The organism is Methylibium rhizosphaerae (assembly GCF_006386545.1).
Lineage (GTDB): Bacteria > Pseudomonadota > Gammaproteobacteria > Burkholderiales > Burkholderiaceae_C > Pseudorivibacter > Pseudorivibacter rhizosphaerae.
This window is the reverse complement of record NZ_SWAR01000024.1, coordinates 1-22,919: the sequence shown is the minus strand read 5'-3', so window position 1 is coordinate 22,919 and position 22,919 is coordinate 1. Positions and strand designations below refer to the sequence as shown.

Here is a 22,919-nt window from a genome sequence, read left to right as displayed (position 1 = left end):
ATTATCGCGTGTAATACACGAGGTTCTGCCCATGCGAACGATCTCCGTCCGACTCGACGATCACACCGACGCTGTGTTGTCGGCCTATTGCGAGCGCCATGGCCTGACCCAGACAAGTGCTCTCAAGGCGGCCATCGAGCACCTGGCCGAGTCGCATCGGCCTACTCCGGCGGAGCTCGCCGCGCAGCTTGGGCTCATTGGCGGCTTCCGCAGCGCCGAGCGCGACCTGGGCGAGATGCATTCGAAGCGCGTGAAAGAGCGGCTGCTCGCACGGCAGAAGCGCGACGCGATGCCGCCTGCGCAGGGGACGGCCGTTGGCCGCCGCGGCCCTGCGGCGCGCTGAGGTGGCGCGTATTCCCTCCCGTCTCCTGGTCGATACCGGCCCGCTGGTTGCTTGGCTCGATGCAGCCGATGCCCATCACGAACGGGTGCGTGAGTTCTTCGAGGGTTTCACCGGCGAACTGCTCTGCACATGGCCGGTGCTCACCGAGGTGTGCCATCTCGTGCCGGAGCGCATGGTGGCGAACTTCCTTCGGTGGGCGGGCTCGGGCGGGCTCACGGTCGTGGAGGTGCCGGCGGCGGTTCTGATCGGCTTGGCCGACCGCATGGACAAGTACGCCGATCTGCCGATGGACCTGGCCGATGCAACGCTGGTCTGGCTGGCCGAGTCGCAGGGCGTGCTCGACATCGCGACGCTGGATCGGCGTGACTTCGGCGTCTATCGCACCGAGCGCGGCAAGGCGCTGCGCAACGTGCTCGATGCCGGCCCGCACAAGGCACCGCCGCGGCGCAAACGAGGTTAGAAGCCTGCGGGCTTGAGCGCCACCACCTTCACCGGCGCTCCGGCCGCGTGTCCTTCCGCCAGCACCCGCGCCCGCAACTGCCCGCACCCGCCCTCCACGTCCTGCCCGGCCGAATGGCGCAGCTTGGTCAGCACGCCGCGGCGGTGCAGGTAGCGCGCCATCTCGGCCGCGCGCTCCCATGACGGGCGCCGGTACGGCAGGTCCGGCACCGCGTTGTACGGGATCATGTTCATGATCGCGTAGCGCCCCTTGAGCAGCGCGACGATGCCGTCGAGCTCCTCGGTGCTGTCGTTGATGCCTTCGAGCAGCGTCCACTGGTACTGGATCGGGTAGCCGGTCGCTCGGGCGTAACGCTCGCCCTGCTCCACCAGCTCGGCCGGGTCGATGCGCGGTGCGCGCGGCATGAGCCGGGCCCGCAGCTCGGCCCGGGTGGAGTGCAGCGACAGCGCCAGAGCCGGCTTCACCCGGCCCTGCGGCAGGCGCTCGAACACGCGCGCATCGCCCACGGTGGAGAACACCAGGTTCTTGTGGCCGATGCCGCCGGCCGTGCCCAGCAGGTCGATCGCCTCGAGCACGTTGTCGAGGTTGTGCGAGGGCTCGCCCATGCCCATGAACACCACCTTCTTCACGGCGCGCTTCGTGCGCGCCAGCACCACCTGCGCCACGATCTCGGCGCTGCCGAGCTGGCGCAGCAGGCCATCGCGGCCGGTCATGCAGAACACGCAGCCGACCGCGCAACCAGCCTGCGTGGACACGCACAGGCCGTCGCGGGGCAGCAGCACGCTCTCGACCGTCTGGCCGTCGGCCAGCGCCACCAGCAGGCGGGCCGAGCCGTCCTCGCCCGGGTGTTCGGACTGCAGCCGCGCCAGCGCGGCCAGCTCGTCGCCGAGCGCGGGCAGCGCGTCGCTCAGCTCGGCGGGCAGCAGGTGGCCACGGCCGCGCCGGCCGTGGCCTGCCGGCAGGGCGTTGGCCCACTGGCGCAGCACGCGTTCCTCATGGCAGGGCTTGGCACCGAGCGCCTGCAGGCGCTGGCGGATCTGTTCGATGCGCATCACGACTCACTCTTCGAGCCCCGCATTGTCCGTCGCCACCGGCATTTTTTGCGGCAGCGGTCGTTGCAGGTCCGTGGCAAGCGGCGTCGCCAGGCGGCGACTGCCTGCGCCGCCTGCGCCTGTCGTGAAGCGCTTCACGGGCTGGGCACACCGTTTGCGCCGGGGGATTGGCAAACCTCTCACCAACCGTTGAAGGAGACCCCCATGCGACAACGAATTTCCGAAGTGATGACCCGTGACGTGCGTGTGCTGTCGCCGCAGGACACCCTGCAGCGCGCCGCGCAGGCGATGGACGAGCTCAATGTCGGCGCGGTGCCGGTCTGCGAGGGCGGCAAGCTGGTGGGCATGCTGACCGACCGGGACATCACGGTGCGGGCCGTGGCTGGCGGCATGGACGGCGCGTCGCCGATCAAGGAGGTGATGACCGAGCAGGTGCGCTGGTGCTTCGAGGACCAGCAGGTCGACGAGGTGATGCAGCAGATGGGCGACGTGCAGATCCGCCGCATGCCGGTGGTGGACCGGCAGCAGCGGCTGGTGGGCATCGTGTCGCTCGGCGACCTGGCCACGCGGCATGCGGACGGCCAGGAGGTCGGCCACACGCTCGAAAGCATCTCGTCGCCTTCGGAGCCCGACCGTTCCACCACCGGCAACACCGGTGCGCGCAACGGGGGCAGCGTGAAGAGCGGCGGCAGCGAATCGCGGGCGAGCCGCCACCACTGATCGCCCCGGCGCCCGCCGCTTCGGGTGCGGAACCCGCCGCCGGCACCCGGAGGAGCAGAACGGCCCCACAAGTGCGGGGCCGTTGAGTACGATGCGCATCACCATGCCCATCGATCCTGCGCTGCGTTCGCTCGACACCGACATCCCCGCCTGCCCGCAGGTGCTCGTGCAGCTGTCGCTGCTCATGAACGATGAAGGCGCCAACACCCAGGCCATCGCCGGACTCATCGAGGGCGACATGGCGCTGGCATCGGCGGTGGTGCGCGCGGTCAACACCGCCATGTTCGGCCTGCTGCGCCGCGTGGAAACCGTGCGCGATGCGGTGCGCTACCTCGGCACGCGCGAGGTCTCGGCCATCACCTTCGAGATGGGCCTGCGGGCGGCGTTTCCGCCCGGGCCGCTGCTCGACGCGCTGTGGCAGCGCGCCGGCCAGCGCGGGCTGGTGATGGGCCGTGCCGCCGCGCAGCTCGACATCGACCCCTGGCTGGCCCACACCGCCGGTCTGTTCGCCGAAAGCGGGCAGGCCGTGCTGTATGCCCACGACCCCACCCGCTATGCCGCGCTGGCGGCCACCACGGCGCAGGGCAGCCCGGAACGTCTGGCCGCCGAGATCGAGGCCTTCGGCGTGAGCCATGCGGCGCTCGGTGCCGCGCTCTGCCATGCCTGGGGGGTGGCAAGCGAAGTGGCCGAAGCGGTGCTGCTGCGGCCGCTGCCGGCGGGCGGCTGGCCGGGGCAGGCTTCGCCGGCGGTGCACCAGCTGCTGGCGCTCGGCGCCGTGGTGGACGGTCAGCTGGAGAACCCTGCGCAGGGCACCGAGGCGCTCGAAGGCGTGGCGTTCGAGGCGCTGGCGCGTGGCGGCGGCATGGAGCCCGCGCAACTGCGGAACGCGGTCACGCAGGCGATGGAGCGGCTTGCCGACGCGGGCTGAGCCGACACAGGGAGCACACATGGCAACGGTTCGAGGGGGCAGCCGGCGCGTCCTGCTGGTGGTGGACGTGCAGGTGGGGGTCGTGCAGGAGGCGTGGGACGCCTCACGCGTGGTGGCCAACGTGGCCCTTGCGGTCGAGCGCGCCCGCGCCGCGGGCGTGCCGGTGATCTGGGTCCAGCATGCCGACGCCGACCTGCCCCACGGCAGCCCGGCGTGGCAATGGGTGCCCGAGCTGGTGCCGGGCGACGCGGAGGTGCGCATCGAGAAGCAGTTCAATTCGGCCTTCGAGGAGACCCCCCTCGAGGCCGAGCTGGCGAGGCTGGGCGCTGCGCACATCGTGCTGGCCGGGGCGGCCACCAACTGGTGCATCCGCGCCACCGCCTACGCTGCACTGGAGCGCGGCTACGACCTCACCCTGCTGAAGGACGCGCACACCACCGGCACCATGGAGCTCGACGACGGCTCGAAGATCGAAGCCGACACCGTGGTGCGCGAGCTGAACGTCGCGATGACGTGGCTGAGCTACCCGGGCCGCCGCAACGGCACGGCAGCGGCCGCGGAGGTGGTGTTCAGCGAGCGTTGACCTGGTCGGCCCGCAGCAATCGCAACGCTGCCGTCGCGCCGGCCGCCACGCTGTCGATCACCGGCACCGCAAGCCCTTTGCCCATCGCGCCTGCCAGCCCCGCCAGGCCGGCGCCGCCCAGCACCACACGGGCCGCTTCCGGGTGGCGCTGCAATGCCTGCTGCGCCAGCGCGTGCAGCGCGGCCGCGGTGTCGGCCGCGTCTGCCGCCGCGAGCGCTGCGCCGTCGTCGGGCAGGGTGTAGATGCCCGCCACCGCAGCGTCGAGCTGCCAGGCGCGCGCGAAGCGCCACAGCATCGGCTCCCAGGCCGCGCCGCCGGTCACGATGACGCAAGGGCCGTGCGCCTGCGCGGCCCGCAGGGCCGCCTCGGCCAGGCCGATCACCGGGCGCCCGCTCGCCTCGCGCAGCGCTGCCACGCCGGGGTCGCCGAAGCAGCCGACCAGCACCGCGTCGGCCGCGCCGTGGGCGGCCGCATCGGCCTCGTAGGCGTCGAGCACCGCATGGGCTGCCACCGCGTAGCTCGTCTCGCTCGCGATGTAGGCGGCGCCGAAACGGGCGGTCGCGGCCGATACCTGCACCGCATCGCCGGGCGGCAGGGCGCCGCGCACCGCGGCCATGAGCCGCGCGGTCACCGCCGCCGACGTGTTGGGGTTGAGCACCAGCAGGCGCGGCATGCCGGCGTCAGCCCCTGCCTGCCGCGGTGCGCCGCCGCGTGCGCGGCGGCAGCGCGGGTGGCGACAGCAGCTGCACCAGGTCGGCCACCGGTGCGCCGGGCCCGTGGAAGTGCAGGTCGCCTTCGAGCGCGGTGAGGTGCTGCTGCATCAGCCGCGCCCCGGCTTCGGCCTGGCCCCCTTCGATGGCCGCGAGCAGCGCACGGTGATCGTGGCAGCCGCAGGCCGTGTCCACCCGCAAGGGTCCCTGCCGGCGCAGCGGCGCACGTCCGTGCGGACCGCCGTAGGTCATGAGCACGAGCGACGTGCGCGACACGAGCTCGTGCATCAGCCGCTGCAGCGTGTGATGCCCCGCGCCTTCGGCGATGAGCAGGTGGAATTCGCCGGACAGGCGGATCGCCGCATGCCGGTCGCCCGCGGCATGCGCCGCCTCTTCGCCGGCGATGTTGGCCGCCAGGGCCGCGCGCTGTCCGGCGCTCGCGTGTTCGATGAACCGGGCCAGCAGCGTCGGCTCGACCAGGCGGCGCACCTCGAACACCTCGCGCGACTCCTGCACGCTGGGCTGGGCGATCGAGGCGCCGCGGTTCGGCGCCAGGGTCACGATCTGTTCGTTGGCCAGGCGGATCAGCACCTGCCGCACCCGCGTGCGCGACACCCCGAAGGCCTGGCCCAGCTTGTCTTCGACCAGCTTCGTGCCGGGTGCGAGGCGGTGGTCCATCACCGCGGCGACGATGCGCTGGTGGATCTCGGCATCGGTGATGACCACACCCCGATCGCCGCGTACGGCGAGTCGACCTTCCGGGAGGGTCGGGCCTTGCTTGGGGCGGCCCGGCGCGGCGGCCCGCCTCATGGGTGCGCCTTCCCGCGCCGGCGCAGCCAGGCGGCCGCGCCCAGTGCGATGGCGATCACCACGAACGACACCCCGGTGGTCAAGGTGCCCAGCGCGTAGATGGCCGGCGTGGTGACGGTGGTGGTGAGGCCCTGCAGCTCCAGCGGCAGCGTGTTCACGTCGCCGATGGCCTGCGACGAACGGGCGATCTCGTCCCAGCTCAGGGTGAAGCCGAACATGCCCACGCCCACCACCGACGGGCCGATGAGCGGCAGCACCACATGCCGGAAGCCCTGCCACGGCGTGGCGCCCAGGTCGGTGGCCGCTTCCTCGTAGGCCGGGTTGAAGCGGTTGAACACCGCGAACATGATCAGCAGCCCGAAGGGCAGCGTCCAGGTGAGGTGCGAGCCCAGGCCCGAGGTGTACAGGCCCATCGCGGTGGCATAGCCTTCGAGCAGCGTTTCAGCGCCCAGGCCCTCGAGCAATGCCTTCACGCCGGCGTCGATGAGGCGGAACTGCAGCGCGATGCCGAGCGACACGATGATCGACGGCATGATGAGGCTGGCCACGGTGACGTAGAACAGCGCCGAGCCCGAGGCCGAGCCCTGCAGCCCCGGCTTGCGGAAGGCGAGCCCCGCCAGCAGCGACAGCACGATGGTGAACGTGGCCACCAGCGTGCCCAGCGCCACCGAACGCCGCAGCGCCGCCCAGATGTCCACCACCCCCAGCCCTTCGATGAGCTGCGCATACCAGTGCAGCGACCAGCCGCGCATCGGGAAGGTGAGGCCGCCCTCGGGCCCCTGGAAGCTCAGCACGAAGATGGTGAGCACCGGGCCGTAGAGGAACAGCACGAAAAGCGCGAAGAAGGCGGCCAGCGGCCAGAAGGCGCGGGAGCGGCGTTCACTCATCGACAGCACCTCGACGCCATGTTTGTTGCCGCGCCGCAGGCGCTACGGGGGTGGGTCATAGCTCCTTGCGCAGGTCGACGAGGCGGTTGAGCGCCACGATGATGAGCAGCACCACCGCCAGCAGCACCACCGCGTTGGCCGCGGCGAGCGGGAATTGCAGGTAGGAGGTCTGCACCTGGATGGTCTTGCCCACCGAGGCGATCTGCTGGCCGCCCATCACGCCCACCGTCACGAAGTCGCCCATCACGATGGTGATCACGAAGATCGAGCCGATGAGGATGCCGGTGCGCGACAGCGGCACCACCACGTTCCACAGCGTCTGCCAGGCGCTCGCGCCGGCGTCGGTGGCGGCCTCGATGAGCGAGCGGTCGATGCGCATCATCGAATTGAAGATGGGCACGATCATGAACATGGTGTAGAGGTGCACGAAGGCCAGCACCACCGAGAAGTCTGAGAACAGCAGCCATTCGACGGGCTCGCTCGTGAGGCCTGCGGCCTGCAGCGTCTGGTTCACCAGGCCGTTGCGGCCCAGCAGCGGCACCCACGAGATCATGCGGATCACGTTGGAGGTCCAGAACGGGATGGTGCACACCACGAAGAGCACCGTCTGCGCGGTGAGCGAGCGCACGTGGAAGGCCAGGAAGTAGGCGATGGCAAAACCGATCACCAGCGTGAGCGCCCAGGTCACCAGGCTGAACTTGATCGTCGAGGCATAGGTCTTCAGCGTGACGCAGGGGTCCTGCAGGCTGGCGCAGCCTTCGAACAGCGTGGCGTAGTTCTGGAAGGTAAAGCCGGGGATGAGCTCGTAGTCCGAAAGCGGCCAGAAGCTCACCGCGGCGATGAGCAGCAGCGGGGCGATGAAGAACAGCAGCATCACCGCGGTGAAGGGGGTGGCCTGGAGCCAGGCGGGTGGTGCACGCTTCATGTCGGTGGTGAAGCTCGAAGCCTCCGGTGTGAGTAAGGGGCAGGCATCTGCTGTGGTCGTGGATGTCACCCGACGGGCCGCCGCGCCGGGCCGCCCCCAAGCAAGGCCCGCCCCCTCGTGGAGGGGTGCCCCGCGTACCCGCGGGGCGGGGTGTCGTCATCTAGGCTGCGACGAACTCGTTCCACTTCTGCACCATGTACGTGTTCTCGTCCATGATCGCGTTCCAGCAGGCGATGCCGCCCATGCGCTGCTCGTACGAGCCGCCGTCGCGCACCTTGCCCGCCTTCTCGAGCACCTGGCCGTTCGGCGCCTTGATGTCCTTCTCGGCGGGCTTGCCTTCCATCCAGTAGGCCCACTCGTACGGCTCCATCTTGGCCTTGGCCGTCTCGAGCACCGCGCTGTAGTAGCCCTGGCGGTTGAGGTAGGCGCCGGCCCAGCCGTCGAGGAACCAGTTGATGAACTCGTAGGCCGCGTCGAGCTTCTTGCCGCTCAGCGTGGCCGGCAGGCCGAAGCCGGCAGCCCAGGCGCGATAGCCTTCCTTCAGCGGCTGGAAGGTGCAGGCCAGGCCCTTGGTGCGCACCGCCGTCACCGCCGGCGACCACATCGACTGGATCACCACCTCGCCCGACGCCATGAGGTTCACGCTTTCGTTGAAGTCCTTCCACAGCGAGCGGAACTGGCCGGCCTTCTTGGCCTCGATGAGCGTCTTGATGGTGAGGTCGATTTCCTTCTTCGTCATGTTCCCCTTGTCGGGGTACTTGTACAGGCCCATCGCCTCCACCACCATCGCCGCGTCCATGATGCCGATCGAGGGGATGTTCAGGATGGCGGCCTTGCCCTTGAACTCCGGGTTCAGCAGCTCCTTCCAGCTCTCGATGGGCCGCTTGATGAGGTCGGGCCGGATGCCCAGCGTGTCGGCGTTGTAGACGGTCGGGATCAGCGACATGAACTGCGTGGGCGACTTGGCGAAGACCTTGGACTTCTCGCCTTCGAGGAACATCACCTTCCTGGGCGCGGTGCCCTGGTCGCCCACCTTCTTGCCGCCGACCTCGCCGCGGGTGAACAGCGGCGTGATCTTGTCGGCGTTCTTGATGCGCTTCGCGTCGATGCCCTTCAGGTTGCCGGTGGGCACGATCTTCTTCAGCGAGAAGTACTCGGTGTCGATCAGGTCGAAGGAGTTGGGCGCGGTGACGGCGCGCTTGGTCACGTCGTCGGTGTTCACCGCCACGTACTGGATCTCGATGCCGGTGTCGGCCTTGAACTTGTCGGCGATGGCCTTGTCCTGGTTCACCGCGGTGCCCAGGTAGCGCAGCACGATCTTTTCCTGCGCATGGATGGCGGGCGCGATGCCCGTGGCCAGGATGCCGGCGGTGCCTTGCAGCAGCAGCCGGCGTTGTGCGTCGTGACGGTCGGACATGGCTCTCTCTCCTGTTGAGGGGTGAACGATCGGGATGGGGCGGCCTTTCAGGCCGCGAGGCGGTGGACGTCGGCGGCGTCCCAGTGCGCATGGGCGCCGTCGCCGGGCTGCCAGGGCGCGGCGTCGAAGGCGGCCTCGCTCAGCATCACGCTGAGCTCCGGCGCCGCGGCGCCGGCGTCGAGGGTGAGCATCACGAAAGTGCCCTGGTACTCGACGTTGCGCACGGTCGCGGCAAGGCTGGTCGGCCCGGTGGGCAGGGGCGCGCGCGACAGCCGCGTCCTGTCGGCGCGCACCGCGATGCGGCCTTCGCCGTGCGGCGCCGGCAGCACGTTGTGGCCGCCCATGAAGCGCGCGACGAATTCGGTGCGCGGCGTGTTGAACACCTCATGCGGCGAGCCGCTCTGCTCGATGCGGCCCTGGTTCATCACCACCACCTGGTCGGCCAGCGCCATGGCTTCTTCCTGCGAATGCGTCACGTGGATGAAGCTCATGCCCAGGCTCTTCTGCCAGCCCTTGAGCTCGGCGCGCATGCGGATGCGCAGGAAGGGGTCGAGTGCCGACAGCGGCTCGTCGAGCAGCAGCAGGCGCGGCTCGGTGATCAGCGCGCGGGCCAGCGCCACGCGCTGCTGCTGGCCGCCGGACAGCTCGGCCGGCTTGCGCTGCGCCAGGGCCCCGAGCGACACCCGCTCCAGCAGCTCGGCCGCGCGGGCGTTGCGCTCGGCCTTCGCCATGCCGCGCATCTTCAGGCTGAAGGCCACGTTGTCGAGCGCGCTCAGGTGGGGAAAGAGCGCATAGCTCTGGAACATCATCGCGGTGCCGCGGGCCGAAGCCGGCAGCGCGGTGATGTTGCGCCCGCCCAGCACGATGTCGCCGTCGCTCGCCGCCTCGTGGCCCGCGATCATGCGCAGCGTCGAGGTCTTGCCGCAGCCCGAGGGCCCGAGCAGGCAGCAGTAGCTGCCTGCAGCCACCTTGAGGTCGATGTGGTCCACGGCCGGCGCACCGTGGCCTGCGCCGCCATAGCGCTTGACCAGGCGCACGAGCTCCAGATCGGGCCGCGCGGCCATCGCGACGGCAGGTTCCAGCGAAGCTGAGATCACGGTGACCCCTCCTGGACGTTGGCCGTTTGCAAGGCATGTGCCATGGGCCTCGGCCCTGGCCGGGCGGGTTTGCGCACCATCCGTTGCCAGATTGCATACAAAATTCGTGCGCGTTGCATGCAATTGGTGCGTCGCGCACAGCGCCCGTACAGCGGCCACGCACCCGAGCCGCGCGCTAAAGTCGCGCGCCATGCCCGCGCCCGACGCACCCGCCCTGCTGCAGCTCCAGCACCTCGACAAGCGCTACGCCAGCGGCACGCTCGCGCTGCGCGACCTGTCGCTGGCGATCGGCCGGCACGAGTTCGTGAGCCTGCTGGGCCCTTCGGGCTGCGGCAAGAGCACCGTGCTGCGGCTGCTCGCCGGGCTGGACGTGCCGACGGCCGGCCAGGTGCAGTGGGCGCCGCATGCGCAGGAGATGGGGCTGGACGTGGGCTTCGTGTTCCAGGAGCCCACGCTGCTGCCCTGGGCCAGCGTGGCCGACAACGTGGCGCTGCCGCTCAAGCTGCAGCGGCGCAGGCGCGTGGAGATCGAGGCGCTCGTGGGGCCGGCGTTGCAGGCGGTGGGGCTGGCCGACTTCGCGGCCGCCTTTCCGCGCGAGCTGTCGGGCGGCATGAAGATGCGCGTGTCGCTGGCGCGCGCGCTGGTCGCGCGGCCTTCGCTGCTGCTGCTTGACGAGCCGTTCGCCGCGCTCGACGAGATCACCCGCTTCAGGCTCAACCAGGACCTGCTGGCGCTGTGGCAGCGCGGCTTCACCGGCGTGTTCGTCACGCACAGCGTCTACGAGGCGGTGTTCCTGAGCCAGCGCATCGTGGTGATGGCGCCGCGCCCGGGGCGGGTGGTCGACGAGATCGCCGTGGACCTGCCCTACCCGCGCAACGAGGCCACCCGCCATACGCCGCGCTACGTGGAGCTGTGCGTGACGGTGTCGCGCGCGCTGCAGGCGGCCAGCGAGCAGGAGGCCGGCCAGCATGCGTGAGCCCATGCGCCGGGCGGCGCCGGTGGTGGCCGTGCTCGTGTTCCTGCTCGGCTGGGAAGGGCTGGTGCGCGCCTATGAGGTGCCGCACTACCTGCTGCCGGCCCCCAGCCTGGTGCTGGCCACCCTGTGGGCGAACTTCGGCTCGCTGATGCAGAGCTGGTGGGTCACCGTGAGCATCACCTTTGCCGCGCTGGCGCTGGCCGTGCTGGGCGGCGTGCTGCTCGCGTCGCTGTTCGCGCTGTCGCGCTGGGTCGAATGGAGCCTCACGCCGTTCGCCGTGGTGCTGCAGGTCACGCCCATCATCGCGATCGCGCCGCTGATCATGATCCTCACCGACAGCGCGCTGGCCACGGTGCTGATCTGCGCCTGGATCGTCGCCTTCTTCCCGATCCTCGCCAACACCGTGACCGGCCTGCGCAGCGCCGACGCGAACCTGCGCGACCTGTTCCAGCTCTATCGCGCGAGCCGCTGGCAGCTGCTGCGCCACCTGCTGATCCCGAGCGCGCTGCCCTACTTCCTGACCGGGCTCAAGATCGCCGGCGGCCTCTCGCTCATCGGCGCCGTGGTGGCCGAGTTCACCGCCGGCGCGGCCGGGCGAGACACCGGGCTCGCCTCGCGCATCCTCGAGGCGGCCTTCCGCACCGAGATCCCGAAGATGTTCGCCGCGCTGCTGCTGGTGTCGCTCACCGGCGTGGCGATCTACCTGCTCTTCGCAGGCCTCGCCCGCCTGGTGCTGGGCCGCTGGCACGACAGCGAAGCCGGTCCGCGCCGCTGACCACCGACGGCCGGTTCCCGGCCGTGTTTCAAATGAAATACGGCGCCTCCCAGGCGTCATGCGCCGTCGACAGGGCCTGCCAACCATGGCTCCATCGTGCTCCGGCACTTCCTGTTCAAGGAGAAAGGCCATGTCGAACCGCCTCCAGCAGCATTCCCTCCTCGGGCGGGCCGCCGCCATCGTTTCGGGGCGGCCTGCGTTCCTGGCAGCGCTGGGCTCGGCCATCGCCAGCCTGCTGCTGTCGGGCTGCGCCGAACCGGTCACGCGCACCACCCATGTGTACGAGGCGCCGGGCTACCCGTCGCGCTCGCCGGTGATGAGCACGCGTTTCGGCACCGTCGAACGCATCGACGTGATCGAGACCGAACACGGCGACAGCGGCGGCGGCGCGGTGCTGGGTGCGCTCGTCGGCGGCGTGGTCGGCAACCAGATCGGCCATGGCGCCGGACGCGCGGCGGCCACGGCCCTCGGGGCCTTCGGCGGCGCCGTGGTGGGCGACCATGTCGAGCGCAACGACGCGGCCGCCCGCAGCGGCACCGTCTACCGGGTGTTCGTGCAGTTCGACGACGGCGGCCATCGCCACTTCGACTACCGCTCGCTCGACGGCCTGCACGCCGGCGACCGGGTGCGACTGCAGTACGGCATGCTCGACCGCGCGTGAGCGACCATGGGCTTGACGTGGCGGGGCGCATCGCGCGCCCTGGCGGCGCTGGCGCTGTGCGCCTCCTGCGGCCTCGCGCTGGCCGGACCGCCCGCGCGCGCGGGCCGACTCGCCGGCCTGTGGGGCGGCGTGACGCTGCGCGAAACCCCCACGGCAGCCGCGGCCCCCGCGCTGCTCAACTGGCCGGTCGGCACGGGCAACGTGCTGGCCACCGGAGAGGCGGGCCGCGCCGAGGTGTGGATCGGCTCCAGCGCGCTGCGCCTTGACGTGCGCACCGAAGTGCGCATCGAGCGGCTCGACGACGACGAGCTGCGACTGCGGCTGCTGCGCGGCAGCCTCGCGTTGCGCACGGCCACGACCGAGGCGGTGCGCCTCACCCGCGTGGCCGCAGCCGGCGGCACCTGGCAGCCGGTCGAGCCGGGGGAGTTCCGGCTCGATGCCGCAGGCGGCAGCCGCGCCGCCTCGGCCACCGCCTGGCGCGGCTCGGTGGTGTTCGAAGCCGACGGCCCCATCGCCGGGCGCCTGCGTGTGAACGCCGGCCAGCGAGGCGAAAGCGCCGGCGCCGCCTGGCACATGGGGCCGCCGGCGGACGACGACTTCCGCCATTTCGTCGCCCGGCGCGACGCCGCCTTCGACGGCCGCATCGCCGCACGCCACGTCTCGCCCGAGATGACCGGCATCGAAGACCTCGACAGCCATGGCCGCTGGCGGCAGACCGCCGAGTTCGGCGCCGTGTGGGTGCCCTCGGTGGACGAGGGCTGGGCGCCCTACCGCCAGGGCCGCTGGCGCCGCATCGAACCCTGGGGCTGGACCTGGATCGACGATGCGCCCTGGGGCTTCGCGCCCTTCCACTACGGCCGCTGGGTGCGGTGGAGCGGGCACTGGTGCTGGCTGCCGGGCAGCTACGTCGCGCGCCCGGCCTGGGCGCCGGCCGCGCCGGTGCTGATGCAGGCGCCGGCTGCCGGCGCGCCGCCCGCCAGATGACGGCCACGATTACATCTGTCATGCGGCCCCTGCGGCATGCAACCCGCCCACAAAGCCGCCTGCCGAGCATCACTCCAACGCATCGCATCGGGTGCGTTGTCTTCAACCAAGCAAGGAGTGATGCACATGAAGTCCCGTCTCAACCAGGTCCTCTTCGCGACCGCCGTGGCCCTGGGCAGCGCTGGCGCGGCCCAGGCCGCCGAAGGCTTCTATGCCGGCGGCGCCCTGGGCACGCCCGACTACCACAGCAGCATCGCCGGCATCAGCGGTGACGGCAGCGGCGTCGGCGGCAAGCTGTTCGGCGGCTACCAGTTCACCCCCAACTTCGCGGTCGAGGCCGGCGCCTTCGACCTCGGCCACCTCGACAGCGCCAGCGGCCACGTCAAGACCTATGGCGGCTACCTCGACGCGGTGGGCAGCTACGAGTTCGCGCCGAAGTGGACGGTGCTGGGCACCGCCGGCCTGGCCCAGGCCAAGTTCAGCACCAGCAACGGCGACGACAACAGCCCGGGCGTGAAGCTCGGTGCCGGCCTGCAGTACGACGTGGCCCAAAACGTGGCGGTGCGCGCGCAGTACGACCGCTATCGCTTCAGCGATGCCTTCGACACCAAACCCAGCGTCGGCGAGCTGTCGCTCGGCGTGAAGGTCGGCTTCTGACGCAGGGCTCGCCCGCCGTTCGAAGCTCCCGGGGCGCCCGCAGGGGCCGCCCCTTTTCCGCAACTGGCACAGGAGTGATCACCATGGACACCGTTTCGCGAATCACACGTTCGATGCTCGGCGGCGCGGCCGCGCTGCTGCTGGGGGCCGCCGCATCGGCCGCACCGGCGGCGACACCGCACTACATCAACGGCGGCGTGGGCCGCGAGCAGGCGCGCGAGATGCGCCACGAAGCCGGCCGCTACGACCTGCGCATGACCTTCTCCGAGGGCCGCCACAACGCCTATGCGAGCGGCGTGAAGCTCGACATCGCCAATGCCCGCGGCAAGCGGGTGCTCGCCCTCAAGGACGCCGGCCCGCTGACCGACGTGCAGCTGCCGCCCGGCCGCTACCGTGTGCAGGCCCGCTTCGGCGACATGACGCGGGTGCAGCATGTGGAGGTGGCACATGGCAAGCCGGTGGACCTCTTCGTGCACTTCCCGCATGACGCCGCCTGAGCCTCGCGGCCCTGCCGGCGGGGCGGGGCCGCTGCGCGAAGCCTGGCGCATGGCCGCCTTCTGGCGCGGCGATCGCCGGGCCTGGCTGCAGCTGGCCGCCATCGTGGCGCTGTGCCTGGCCGCCGTGTGGATCAACGTGCGCCTGAGCGCGTGGAACAACGCCTTCTACGACGCGCTGCAGGCCCGCAAGCTCGACGAGTTCTGGCGCCAGGTGGGCGTGTTCGGCCTGCTGGCTGCCGCCTACATCGCGATCGCGGTGGTGCGCCTGGTGATGCAGCAGCGGCTCGTGATGCGCTGGCGCACCAGCCTCACCGACCAGCTGCTGGGTGCGTGGCTCGCGCCAGGCACGCCCTACCGCCTGGCCGGCGCCAGCGCTTCGCCCGACAACCCAGACCAGCGCATCGCCGACGACGTGCGCAGCTTCACCAGCAGCTCCCTCGAGCTGGCCCTCGGCCTGCTCAATGCGAGCGTCACGCTGGTGTCCTTCGTGGCCATCCTGTGGAACCTGTCGGGAAGCCTCACGCTCCCGGGACTTGGCTGGGCGGTGCCCGGCTACATGGTGTGGGTGGCTCTTGCCTATTCGGCCGCGGGCACGCTGCTCGTGCAGCGCCTGGGTGCACCGCTGGTGCCCACCAACGTGCGCCAGCAGCAGGTCGAGGCCGACTTCCGCTATGCGCTGGTGCAGGTACGCGACCATGCCGAGGCCATCGCGCTCGCCCGCGGTGAAGCAGCCGAGGGCCAGCGCCTGCGGCACCGCTTTGCGGCCATCGCCGCCAACTGGAGCGACCTCATCCGCTACACCAAGCGGCTCACCTGGTTCAGCGCCGGCTACGACCAGCTGGCCAGCGTGTTCCCGCTGCTGGCGGCCGCGCCGCGTTTCTTTGCCAACGAGCTGCAGCTGGGCGGGCTCATGCAGACCGCGCAAGCCTTCGGCCAGGTCCAGGGCTCGCTCAGCTGGTTCATCGGCGCCTATGCAAGCGTGGCCGACTGGCGCGCCACCGTGCTGCGACTGGCCGGCTTTCGTGCGGCGGTCGAGCATGCCGCGCCCCCTGCCGGCACGGCGCAGGAATCGCTGCGGCCTGCGCTGCTTGCACGTGGCCTGGCGGTGGCACGGCCGGGGGACGATGCGACGCTGCTCGAGGTGCCCGAGCTGTCGTTGCACCCCGGCGAATGGCTGCTGGTGACCGGTGCCTCGGGCAGCGGCAAGAGTTCGCTGCTGCGCACGCTGGCCGGGTTGTGGCCGGCCGGCGGCGGCCAGCTCCAGCTGCCCGATGCGGCGGTGATGTTCGTGCCGCAGCGGCCCTATCTCGCGCAGGCGAGCCTGGCCGCGCTGCTGGCCTGCCCGCACCAGCCCGGGCGCTTCAGCCGCGCAGCCATGCGGCAGGCGCTCGAACGGGTGGGTCTGGGCGGGCTCGCCGGCTCGCTCGACGACGAGGGCGCCGCCTGGGCCCGCCGGCTCTCGCCCGGCGAGCAGCAGCGGCTGCAGTTCGCGCGCCTGCACCTGCAGCAGCCGGACTGGATCGTGCTCGACGAGGCCACCTCGGCGCTCGATGCAAAGGCCCAGCAGGAGCTGCTGCGGCAGCTGCGGGACGGCCTGCCGGCCGCGGCGGTGCTGTCCATCGGCCACCGCGACGAGCTGGCCCCGCTGCACGACCGGGTGCTGTGCGTGCAGCGCGGCGTACTGCGGCCGCGCGCTGCCGCAGTGCGTTCGGTCGTGCCGGACGGGGCGCTCGCGCAATGACACCAACCTGGCGCCGCGCGTCTGCGCCGCCTCGGGGAATACACGATGGTGCCGAGGTTATGCCCCGGCGCGATACTGGGTCGCAGGGAGCGGGCGTCAGCCGTACCGGGTTGACTTCGGTGCGGCTGCGGCTTTTTGCATCACCTGTGCAAGCTTCACGATGGACCTGACCCGCTGGTTGTCGACCCGCCGCCGCACGCCACCGCACGACAGCCACCCGGGCCCCTGGAGTTCCAGCCAGGCGACCTCGGTCGAGCGCCTGCCGACGCCCACCCGCGACGGCGGGCAGGGCCTGAGGCTGTTCCGCCACCTGCTGGGCGCGTTCGCGTCGCTGCTTGTCGTGGCCATCGTGTACCTGTATGCGGCCGCGGGCCGGGTCGACTTCGCCGTGGCCCATGGGTTCGCGCTGCTGGCCGCGCTGGGTGTGCTGGTCTTCACCGTCTGCATCGCCACCGGCTTCAACCGCCGCTTCGCCGACCCGAGCCTCACCGGCGCGCAGATGATGACCTCCGGCCTCGCGCTGGCCTACCTCGCCTATGCCGCGAGCGACTTCCGGTCGCTGCAGCTGCCGTTCTACATGGTCGCGCTGCTGTTCGGCGCGTTCCGACTGTCGATCCGCCAGCAACTGGCGATCAGCGTCTATTTCGTGGCCAGCTTCGCGGCGGCCATGGCGGCCAGCGGCACGGGCATGCAAGGCATGCCGCGCCAGGGGGCGCCCAGCGGCTGGCTTCTCACCGTGCACCTCGCCCTGCTGCTGGTGCTGATGTCGCTGATCGGCGGCTACGTCAACAGCGTGCGGGCCCGCCTTCGCACCACCAACGGCAAGCTGCAGCAGGCGCTCGAGAAGATCGAGCGCATCGCCACCTACGACGAGCTCACCGGCCTGTACAACCGCCGCATCATCCACCAGATGGCCGCCAAGGAAACCAAGCGCGCGCAGCGCAACGGCTCGAGCCTGTGCGTGGCCATGCTGGACGCCGACCACTTCAAGCGATTCAACGACCAGTACGGCCATGCCGCCGGCGACGAGGTGCTGCGCATGCTGAGCCGCTGCCTGCAGGGCACCCTGCGTGAATCCGAATACGTGGGGCGCTACGGCGGCGAGGAATTTCTCATCGTGCTGCCCGAAACCACGCCCGAGCGGGCGCAGGCGCCGCTGCAGCGGCTGCGCCAGGCGATCGGCAGCGCGCCGATCGAGGGGCTGCCCGGCGACGTGCGGGTCACCGTGTCGATCGGCGTCACCGAGCACCATCGCGGCGAAGACATCCAGGCCACCATCAAGCGAGCCGACGCCGCGCTCTACCAGGCCAAGCACGAAGGGCGCGACCGGGTGGTGTGGGCCAAGGGCTAGTGCGGGCCGCCAAGGTCCCAATTCATTCACCGCGGAGGCGCGGAGGGCGCGGAGATTCGCGGAGGGAATGGAGGTCTCGCGAACAACACCCCCGTTCGCCCTGAGGTATCGAAGGGCCGCGGCGGTCTGCGCAGGGCTTCGATACCTCAGCCCGAACGGAGAATGGCTGTGCGCCACGGGCGCGATCCCGATTCATCCTCCGCGCCTCCGCGCCTCCGCGGTGAAGGTATTCGGCAACTCAGGCGCCACCGCCGGCCGTTCAGTACAGCGTCTGCACCTCGGCGTCGAACAGGTAGCCCGCGCCCCGCTCGGTGAGGATGAGCCGGGGCCGGGAGGCATCGACTTCGATCTTGCGGCGCAGCCGCAGGATCTGCACGTCGATCGTGCGGTCGTAGACCTCGGCCTCGTGCAGGCGTGACATCGACAGCAGCTGGTCGCGCGACAGCACGCGGCGAGGCGCGCCGCAGAAGGCGGCCAGCAGGTTGAATTCGCCGTTGGACAGCTCGATCGGCTCGCCGCCCTGGGGCGACAGCAGCCTGCGCGTGCGCAGGTTCAGCTCCCAGCCGTTGAAGCGGTAGGCGCGCCGGCTGCCGTCGCGCTCGGGCAGCAGCGCCTGCACCTGGTAGCGGCGCAGCACCGCGCGCAGCCGCGCCAGCAGTTCACGGTTCGAGAACGGCTTGGTGACGTAGTCGTCGGCGCCCAGCTCCAGGCCCATCACCCGGTCGGCCTCTTCGTTGCGGCCGGTCAGCAGCACCACCGGCAGCGTGCCGCGCTCGCGCAGCTGGCGGGTGAGCGCGATGCCGTCCTCGCCGGGCAGTCGCAGGTCCAGCACCACGAGGTCGATCGCCTCGCGGTCCAGCCGCTCCAGCATCTCGCGGCCGCTGGCCACCGCGCTCACCCGCAGGTCGTTGGCACCCAGGTAGTCGGTCAGCAGTTCGCGGATCGCCGGGTCGTCGTCGACGACCAGGATGTGCGCGGGCAGCGGTGCGTTCATGTCCAGACGGCAGTGGCAGCAGGGAAGCGAAGCCGCATCGTAGCGGCTGGGCGCCGCTGCGCGGCATGGCACGATCGGCGCATGGCCGCCGCCCACACCCCTCCCCCCGCCCAGCGGCTGCACCCGGCCGTGCTGGTGGTGCTGGCGCTGGCCGCCCTCATGACGCTGGCGGTCGTGGTGACGCTGTGGCACCTGCGGCGCGACACGCTGGCCATCGAGACGCGCGGCCTGCAGACCCTGGCCAGCGCATCGGCCGACGAGCTCGAGCGCGGCCTGCAGGGCGTGCTGCTGGCGCTGCAGGCGACCCGTGACGACCTGCGCGAGGCGCGGCTGCAGCCGCAGCCGGCCAGCGAGGAGGCGGCGGCCCAGCTGCACCGCCGCGCGACGCTGATCCCGCTGCTGCGCACGCTGTGGGTGGTCGACCGCTCCGGCCGCCTGCTGGCTGCGTCCACCCCCGCCGCGGTGCCGGCGATCGAGGCCTTCCATCCGGCCGCCGGCGACGACGAGGCCGACGCGGCCCGGGTCAGCGAACCCTTCGCCGACCTGGCCAGCCACGAAACTTCGGTGGCGGTGGCGCTGCGATTCGTCGGGCCGGACGGCGCCTTCGGCGGCTGGGTGGTGGCGCAGCTGCCGGCCGGCGGGCTGCTGGGCGCATTTCCGGCCGCCGAGCCGGCACCCGACACCCGGCTGGCCATCTACCGGCGCGACGGCCTGCGCCTGGCCGGCGAGGCGGCACCCGCCGACGGCCGCGAGCGCCTGGCGGCGCGCCGTCGCATCGAGGCGCTGTCGTTCGAGCTGGTGATGACCCGCGACGTGGATGCGGTGCTGGCGCGCTGGCGCGAGCTGGCCCGCATCGCCGGGGCGACCTCGAGCGGCGTGCTGCTCATCGTGGCCGCGCTGCTGTGGCGCATGCTGCGCGCCGAACGCTCGCGCCGGCTCGTGCAGCAGCAGCTGAAGGAGCGCGGCGAACATGCCCGGCGCCTGGAGCACAAGCTCGCCCGCAGCCAGAAGCTCGACGCGCTGGGCACCCTGGCCGGCGGCGTGGCGCACGACTTCAACAACATCCTGGCCGCGGTGGCCGGCTTCGGCGACATGGCGCGGCAGGCCGCGGCCGAAGGCAGCCAGCAGGCGCGCCACCTCGACCGGGTGCTCGAGGCGGCCGAGCGCGGCAAGGCGGTGGTCGATCGCATCCTCACCTTCAGCCGCGGCGGCCTGCGGCCGGCCACGGTGTTCGCGGTGCAGCCGGTGGTCGAGCAGGTGCTGGGCCTGCTGGCCGCCTCGGCCGGCGAGCGGCTGCAGATCGAGCGCGACATGGCGGAGCAGCCGCCGCTGCTCGTGCGCGGCGATGCCACCGGCCTGTTCGAGGCGGTGGCCAACCTGTGCACCAACGCCATGCAGGCCATGCCCGACGGCGGCGTGCTGCGGGTGTCGGTGCGGCCCCTGCGATTCGACGCCGAGCACTGGACCTCGCACGGCCGGCTGGACGCCGGCGAGTGCGTGGCCATCGAGGTGGCGGACACCGGCCGCGGCATCGCGCCCGAGATCATGGAGCGGCTGTTCGAGCCCTTCTTCACCACGCGCGGCCAGGCCGGCACCGGGCTGGGGTTGGCCGTGGTGCACGGCGTGGTGGCCGAGTTCGGCGGCGCGGTCGACGTGCGCAGCCGGCCGGACGAAGGCAGCACCTTCTGCCTGCTGCTGCCGCGGGTGACGGGCGTGACGGTCGAGGCGCCGCCGCCGGGCGTGGCGGTCGCCGGAGCGAAGCCCTTGCCGCCCGGCCGGGGCCAGCGCGTCCTGGTGGTCGACGACGAACCGGCGCTGGTGGCGCTCGCCGAGGAATGGATCGCCGGCATGGGTTACGAGCCGGTGGGCTTTTCCGATGCGCGGCTCGCACTGGCCGAGCTGCAGGCCGACCCCGGGCGCTTCGACCTGCTGCTCACCGACGAGGTGATGCCGGGGCTTGCGGGCACCGCGCTCGCGCAGCAGGCCCGGCGCCTGCGCGGCGACCTGCCGGTGCTGCTGACCAGCGGCTATGGCGGCCCCGACCTGCTGCGCCGCGCGGCCGCCGCCGGCGTGAGCCAGGTGCTCGCCAAGCCGCTCGGGGCGCTCGAGCTGCAGCAGGCGATCGAGCGGGCGCTGCAGGGTGCGGCGGTGCCATCGGCCTGACCGCACCGCCGGACGCGATGGCGGCAGCGCGGCGGGTTGCCTATCATCCGGGCGCATCGCCGGCCCCGCCCGCCGCTCCACCCGAGGACTCCCCATGCGTGCACCCCTGAAGCTCGTTCCCCTGGCCCTGCTGTCGCTGGCCGCGCTCGGCGCCGCCGCCCAGGAAAAGATCGTGTTCGCCACCAACTGGAAGGCTCAGGCCGCGCACGGCGGCTTCTACCAGGCGCTGGCCGACGGCACCTACAGGAAGTACGGTCTGGAGGTCGAGATCCGCCAGGGCGGCCCGCAGGTCAACAACCGCCCGCTGCTGCCCGCCGGCAAGATCGACTTCCTCATGACCGGCAACCTGCTGCACAGCTTCGACAACGTGAAGAACGGCGTGCCGGTGGTGACGGTGGCCTCGATGTTCCAGAAGGACCCGCAGGCCCTGTTCGCCCACCCCAACCAGGGCTATCGCAAGTTCAGCGATCTCAAGGGTGCGCCCACCGCCTTCATTGCCAAGGACGCGCAGTTCTCGTGGTGGGCCTGGCTCAAGGCCGACTACGGCTTCAACGACAAGCAGCTCAAGCCCTACAACTACAACCTGGGCCCGTTCCTGGCCGACAAGAAGAGCATCCAGCAGGGCTATGCGGTCGAGGAGCCGATCAGCATCGAAAAGCAGGGCGGCTTCAAGCCGCTCGTCTTCCTGCTGGCCGACCACGGCTACTCCACCTACTCCACCACCATCGAGGCGCGGCTGGACACGGTGCAGAAGAAGCCCGAGCTGGTGAAGAAGTTCGTCGAGGCGTCGATCCTCGGCTGGGTCAACTACCTGTACGGCGACCGCAAGGCGGCCGATGCGCTGATCAAGCGCGACAACCCCGAGATGACCGACGAGCTGATCGCCAAGTCCATCCAGCTGATGAAGGACCTGGGCATCGTCGACTCGGGCGACGCCGCCACGCTGGGCGTGGGTGCGATGAAGCCCCAGCGGGTGAAGGACTTCCACGACAAGATGGTCAAGGCCGGCCTCTACAAGCCCGGCGAGGTCGACCTGTCGAAGGTGGCCGTCTACGACTTCGTCAACAAGGGCGTGGGTGTGGAGCTGAAGAAGAAGCTCACGGCCGCGAAGTGACCCGATGGCGCGCGCGCTTTACACGCCTTGACATGCCGGCAGCGCGGCCGCAACCACAGGCGCTCATCGTGCGGGCCTGGCGGCCGGAGACCTGCACATGACGTACCGATTCATCGCTTCACGCTCGCTGGCCAGCGCGGCCGCCCTTGCCGCCGCGCTGGCCGCAGGCTGCTTGCCTTCGCACGCGGCCCTGGTCGAGGCGACAGCGCCGCTGGCGGCTGCCGCCCCCCGGCAGGACAGCTGGTGGGCGGCGCTGCACGAGCCGGCGCTCAACACGCTCATCGATGCCGCGCTGCGCCGCTCCCTGGTCGGCCAGGCCCACCCCGACTTCCAGGAGGAGACGTCGGCGACCCCGCTGCCGGCGCGCATTGCCGGGCTCTACCTCGGCGCCCGCGTCACGGGCGTGCGGCTCCTGATGGCTCGCGAGCTGGGCGCGAGCCTGGCGCGCCAGAAGCAGCTGCTCGCGGCCGATGGGCCGCGGCAGGTGGCGGCCGATGGGCCGCGGCAGGTGGCGGCCGACGCGCTGGCGCAACTCGACGCCCGCGCCGCCACGGCCGGGGCCCTGGTGCAGCACCTGTCCACGCAGCAGGCCCAACTCGTGCAGGTCATGGCGCGCCTGTGCCTCGTGCCGGCCGACGAGCTGGCCCGGGCGCTGGCGCCGGCGCTGTCGAACCCGGTCGCGCCCGTCGTGGTGGCGGCCCCGGACGGCGAGGCGGCGCCACCGGTGCTTCAGGGCGGCGTGCGCAGTACGGCGCTGCTTTCCGAGACGGTGGCGGCGCGGCGCCAGGAACTGGACGCCGTGCGCAAGCGTCTCTCGCTCGGCGAGGCCTCGGAGTACGAGCTGCAGGAGAGCTTCCAGCGCCTGCTGGCCGACGGCGACCGGCTGGTCACCGCCCGCGGCCTGCTGACCCTGCAGTGGATCGAACGGCAGGCCGGCGGCGCGCCGCAGGACTAGGTGTGAAGAGTCAAGAGGTTCTTTCGCGATCTCTTGATTCGGGACATGGGAGGCAAGCAGCCGATGCCGTGGTGAGGACGGTGCCAGTTGTAGAAGTGATTCCAAGCTGGCAGGGCGGC

At 71.3% G+C, this 22,919-nt stretch carries 24 protein-coding genes and 1 pseudogene; 16 read left to right on the top strand and 9 right to left on the bottom strand.

What is annotated here, in order from left to right; translation table 11 throughout:
- Nucleotides 1-31: 31 nt before the first annotated feature.
- Together E8D38_RS17295 and E8D38_RS17290 are read left to right on the top strand one after the other, a co-directional pair.
- Nucleotides 32-343, top strand: a complete 312-nt coding sequence (locus tag E8D38_RS17295) for a hypothetical protein (protein WP_140633692.1) — start codon at nucleotides 32-34, stop codon at nucleotides 341-343.
- Nucleotides 315-803, top strand: coding sequence for a type II toxin-antitoxin system VapC family toxin (locus E8D38_RS17290; RefSeq protein WP_219851778.1), 489 nt, complete (start codon nucleotides 315-317; stop codon nucleotides 801-803). The genes E8D38_RS17295 and E8D38_RS17290 overlap by 29 nt, the downstream gene beginning before the upstream one ends.
- On the opposite strand, the gene E8D38_RS17285 is transcribed toward E8D38_RS17290, so the two are convergent.
- Complete coding sequence (locus E8D38_RS17285) at nucleotides 800-1,855, bottom strand: RNA methyltransferase (RefSeq protein ID WP_140633689.1); 1,056 nt, start codon at nucleotides 1,853-1,855, stop codon at nucleotides 800-802. The two genes, E8D38_RS17290 and E8D38_RS17285, sit on opposite strands and share 4 nt — an antisense overlap.
- Nucleotides 1,856-2,059: 204 nt before the next feature.
- Here E8D38_RS17285 and E8D38_RS17280 point away from each other — a divergent pair, with 204 nt between their 5' ends.
- The 3 genes from E8D38_RS17280 to E8D38_RS17270 all read left to right on the top strand — a co-directional run bounded on the left by E8D38_RS17280 (nucleotide 2,060) and on the right by E8D38_RS17270 (nucleotide 4,086).
- Entirely contained in the window at nucleotides 2,060-2,575 is a 516-nt protein-coding gene (locus E8D38_RS17280; protein ID WP_342779573.1) for a CBS domain-containing protein, read from the top strand.
- 103 nt (nucleotides 2,576-2,678) lie between these two features.
- Nucleotides 2,679-3,503, top strand: coding sequence for an HDOD domain-containing protein (locus E8D38_RS17275; protein WP_140633685.1), 825 nt, complete (start codon nucleotides 2,679-2,681; stop codon nucleotides 3,501-3,503).
- 19 nt (nucleotides 3,504-3,522) lie between these two features.
- A complete protein-coding gene (locus E8D38_RS17270; protein ID WP_140633682.1) occupies nucleotides 3,523-4,086 on the top strand; it encodes a cysteine hydrolase family protein in 564 nt (187 codons plus the stop codon).
- Here E8D38_RS17270 and E8D38_RS17265 read toward each other — a convergent pair.
- From E8D38_RS17265 to E8D38_RS17240, 6 genes are all read right to left on the bottom strand, one after another.
- Entirely contained in the window at nucleotides 4,073-4,759 is a 687-nt protein-coding gene (locus E8D38_RS17265) for an aspartate/glutamate racemase family protein (RefSeq protein WP_140633679.1), read from the bottom strand. The genes E8D38_RS17270 and E8D38_RS17265 overlap by 14 nt on opposite strands.
- 7 nt (nucleotides 4,760-4,766) lie before the next feature.
- A complete protein-coding gene (locus tag E8D38_RS17260) occupies nucleotides 4,767-5,606 on the bottom strand; it encodes a GntR family transcriptional regulator (protein ID WP_140633676.1) in 840 nt (279 codons plus the stop codon).
- Nucleotides 5,603-6,493, bottom strand: coding sequence for an ABC transporter permease (locus E8D38_RS17255; RefSeq protein WP_140633672.1), 891 nt, complete (start codon nucleotides 6,491-6,493; stop codon nucleotides 5,603-5,605). The genes E8D38_RS17260 and E8D38_RS17255 overlap by 4 nt, the downstream gene beginning before the upstream one ends.
- A 55-nt stretch (nucleotides 6,494-6,548) precedes the next feature.
- The gene (locus tag E8D38_RS17250; protein WP_140633669.1) at nucleotides 6,549-7,418 is read right to left on the bottom strand and encodes an ABC transporter permease; all 870 of its coding nucleotides are present in this window, start codon (nucleotides 7,416-7,418) and stop codon (nucleotides 6,549-6,551) included.
- 160 nt (nucleotides 7,419-7,578) lie between these two features.
- Nucleotides 7,579-8,835 (bottom strand): ABC transporter substrate-binding protein, encoded by a 1,257-nt coding sequence (locus E8D38_RS17245; protein ID WP_140633666.1) that lies wholly within the window; start codon nucleotides 8,833-8,835, stop codon nucleotides 7,579-7,581.
- A gap of 47 nt (nucleotides 8,836-8,882) precedes the next feature.
- Nucleotides 8,883-9,899: an ABC transporter ATP-binding protein gene (locus E8D38_RS17240; RefSeq protein WP_140633893.1), complete on the bottom strand. Its 1,017-nt coding sequence runs from the start codon at nucleotides 9,897-9,899 to the stop codon at nucleotides 8,883-8,885.
- Between the two features lie 223 nt (nucleotides 9,900-10,122).
- Here E8D38_RS17240 and E8D38_RS17235 point away from each other — a divergent pair, with 223 nt between their 5' ends.
- From E8D38_RS17235 to E8D38_RS17200, 8 genes are all read left to right on the top strand, one after another.
- The gene (locus E8D38_RS17235; protein WP_140633663.1) at nucleotides 10,123-10,908 is read left to right on the top strand and encodes an ABC transporter ATP-binding protein; all 786 of its coding nucleotides are present in this window, start codon (nucleotides 10,123-10,125) and stop codon (nucleotides 10,906-10,908) included.
- Entirely contained in the window at nucleotides 10,901-11,683 is a 783-nt protein-coding gene (locus tag E8D38_RS17230; RefSeq protein WP_140633660.1) for an ABC transporter permease, read from the top strand. Before E8D38_RS17235 ends, E8D38_RS17230 begins: the two co-directional genes overlap by 8 nt.
- A 130-nt stretch (nucleotides 11,684-11,813) precedes the next feature.
- Entirely contained in the window at nucleotides 11,814-12,344 is a 531-nt protein-coding gene (locus E8D38_RS29005; RefSeq protein WP_246099541.1) for an outer membrane lipoprotein, read from the top strand.
- Nucleotides 12,345-12,350: 6 nt separating this feature from the next.
- Nucleotides 12,351-13,328 carry a DUF6600 domain-containing protein gene (locus E8D38_RS17220; RefSeq protein WP_140633657.1) on the top strand — a complete coding sequence of 326 codons (978 nt, stop codon included), beginning with the start codon at nucleotides 12,351-12,353 and terminating at the stop codon, nucleotides 13,326-13,328.
- Nucleotides 13,329-13,454: 126 nt separating this feature from the next.
- A complete protein-coding gene (locus tag E8D38_RS17215) occupies nucleotides 13,455-13,985 on the top strand; it encodes an outer membrane beta-barrel protein (RefSeq protein WP_181179197.1) in 531 nt (176 codons plus the stop codon).
- 83 nt (nucleotides 13,986-14,068) lie between these two features.
- Entirely contained in the window at nucleotides 14,069-14,482 is a 414-nt protein-coding gene (locus tag E8D38_RS17210) for a hypothetical protein (RefSeq protein WP_140633651.1), read from the top strand.
- Complete coding sequence (locus E8D38_RS17205; protein ID WP_140633648.1) at nucleotides 14,469-16,223, top strand: ABC transporter ATP-binding protein/permease; 1,755 nt, start codon at nucleotides 14,469-14,471, stop codon at nucleotides 16,221-16,223. Before E8D38_RS17210 ends, E8D38_RS17205 begins: the two co-directional genes overlap by 14 nt.
- 160 nt (nucleotides 16,224-16,383) lie before the next feature.
- Nucleotides 16,384-17,574, top strand: a complete 1,191-nt coding sequence (locus E8D38_RS17200; protein ID WP_140633645.1) for a GGDEF domain-containing protein — start codon at nucleotides 16,384-16,386, stop codon at nucleotides 17,572-17,574.
- Nucleotides 17,575-17,833: 259 nt separating this feature from the next.
- Here E8D38_RS17200 and E8D38_RS17195 read toward each other — a convergent pair whose 3' ends face one another.
- A complete protein-coding gene (locus E8D38_RS17195; RefSeq protein ID WP_140633642.1) occupies nucleotides 17,834-18,568 on the bottom strand; it encodes a response regulator in 735 nt (244 codons plus the stop codon).
- Nucleotides 18,569-18,649: 81 nt separating this feature from the next.
- On the opposite strand from E8D38_RS17195, the gene E8D38_RS17190 reads away from it, so the two are divergent.
- From E8D38_RS17190 to E8D38_RS17180, 3 genes are all read left to right on the top strand, one after another.
- Nucleotides 18,650-20,731, top strand: coding sequence for an ATP-binding protein (locus tag E8D38_RS17190; protein ID WP_140633639.1), 2,082 nt, complete (start codon nucleotides 18,650-18,652; stop codon nucleotides 20,729-20,731).
- A 94-nt stretch (nucleotides 20,732-20,825) separates the two neighbouring features.
- Nucleotides 20,826-21,845 (top strand): ABC transporter substrate-binding protein, encoded by a 1,020-nt coding sequence (locus tag E8D38_RS17185; protein ID WP_140633636.1) that lies wholly within the window; start codon nucleotides 20,826-20,828, stop codon nucleotides 21,843-21,845.
- 97 nt (nucleotides 21,846-21,942) lie between these two features.
- Complete coding sequence (locus E8D38_RS17180) at nucleotides 21,943-22,800, top strand: hypothetical protein (protein ID WP_140633633.1); 858 nt, start codon at nucleotides 21,943-21,945, stop codon at nucleotides 22,798-22,800.
- Here E8D38_RS17180 and E8D38_RS29000 read toward each other — a convergent pair.
- A pseudogene (locus E8D38_RS29000) lies at nucleotides 22,797-22,919 on the bottom strand (IS481 family transposase); the annotation flags it as partial. The gene E8D38_RS17180 and the pseudogene E8D38_RS29000 sit on opposite strands and share 4 nt — an antisense overlap.

Coding starts and splice junctions, on each gene's coding strand:
- E8D38_RS17295 (WP_140633692.1), top strand. CDS start 32: ATGCGAACGATCTCCGTCCGACTCGACGATCACACCGACGCTGTGTTG.
- E8D38_RS17285 (WP_140633689.1), bottom strand. CDS start 1,855: ATGCGCATCGAACAGATCCGCCAGCGCCTGCAGGCGCTCGGTGCCAAG.
- E8D38_RS17280 (WP_342779573.1), top strand. CDS start 2,060: ATGCGACAACGAATTTCCGAAGTGATGACCCGTGACGTGCGTGTGCTG.
- E8D38_RS17275 (WP_140633685.1), top strand. CDS start 2,679: ATGCCCATCGATCCTGCGCTGCGTTCGCTCGACACCGACATCCCCGCC.
- E8D38_RS17270 (WP_140633682.1), top strand. CDS start 3,523: ATGGCAACGGTTCGAGGGGGCAGCCGGCGCGTCCTGCTGGTGGTGGAC.
- E8D38_RS17265 (WP_140633679.1), bottom strand. CDS start 4,759: ATGCCGCGCCTGCTGGTGCTCAACCCCAACACGTCGGCGGCGGTGACC.
- E8D38_RS17260 (WP_140633676.1), bottom strand. CDS start 5,606: ATGAGGCGGGCCGCCGCGCCGGGCCGCCCCAAGCAAGGCCCGACCCTC.
- E8D38_RS17255 (WP_140633672.1), bottom strand. CDS start 6,493: ATGAGTGAACGCCGCTCCCGCGCCTTCTGGCCGCTGGCCGCCTTCTTC.
- E8D38_RS17250 (WP_140633669.1), bottom strand. CDS start 7,418: ATGAAGCGTGCACCACCCGCCTGGCTCCAGGCCACCCCCTTCACCGCG.
- E8D38_RS17245 (WP_140633666.1), bottom strand. CDS start 8,835: ATGTCCGACCGTCACGACGCACAACGCCGGCTGCTGCTGCAAGGCACC.
- E8D38_RS17240 (WP_140633893.1), bottom strand. CDS start 9,899: ATGGCCGCGCGGCCCGATCTGGAGCTCGTGCGCCTGGTCAAGCGCTAT.
- E8D38_RS17235 (WP_140633663.1), top strand. CDS start 10,123: ATGCCCGCGCCCGACGCACCCGCCCTGCTGCAGCTCCAGCACCTCGAC.
- E8D38_RS17230 (WP_140633660.1), top strand. CDS start 10,901: ATGCGTGAGCCCATGCGCCGGGCGGCGCCGGTGGTGGCCGTGCTCGTG.
- E8D38_RS29005 (WP_246099541.1), top strand. CDS start 11,814: ATGTCGAACCGCCTCCAGCAGCATTCCCTCCTCGGGCGGGCCGCCGCC.
- E8D38_RS17220 (WP_140633657.1), top strand. CDS start 12,351: ATGGGCTTGACGTGGCGGGGCGCATCGCGCGCCCTGGCGGCGCTGGCG.
- E8D38_RS17215 (WP_181179197.1), top strand. CDS start 13,455: ATGAAGTCCCGTCTCAACCAGGTCCTCTTCGCGACCGCCGTGGCCCTG.
- E8D38_RS17210 (WP_140633651.1), top strand. CDS start 14,069: ATGGACACCGTTTCGCGAATCACACGTTCGATGCTCGGCGGCGCGGCC.
- E8D38_RS17205 (WP_140633648.1), top strand. CDS start 14,469: ATGACGCCGCCTGAGCCTCGCGGCCCTGCCGGCGGGGCGGGGCCGCTG.
- E8D38_RS17200 (WP_140633645.1), top strand. CDS start 16,384: ATGGACCTGACCCGCTGGTTGTCGACCCGCCGCCGCACGCCACCGCAC.
- E8D38_RS17195 (WP_140633642.1), bottom strand. CDS start 18,568: ATGAACGCACCGCTGCCCGCGCACATCCTGGTCGTCGACGACGACCCG.
- E8D38_RS17190 (WP_140633639.1), top strand. CDS start 18,650: ATGGCCGCCGCCCACACCCCTCCCCCCGCCCAGCGGCTGCACCCGGCC.
- E8D38_RS17185 (WP_140633636.1), top strand. CDS start 20,826: ATGCGTGCACCCCTGAAGCTCGTTCCCCTGGCCCTGCTGTCGCTGGCC.
- E8D38_RS17180 (WP_140633633.1), top strand. CDS start 21,943: ATGACGTACCGATTCATCGCTTCACGCTCGCTGGCCAGCGCGGCCGCC.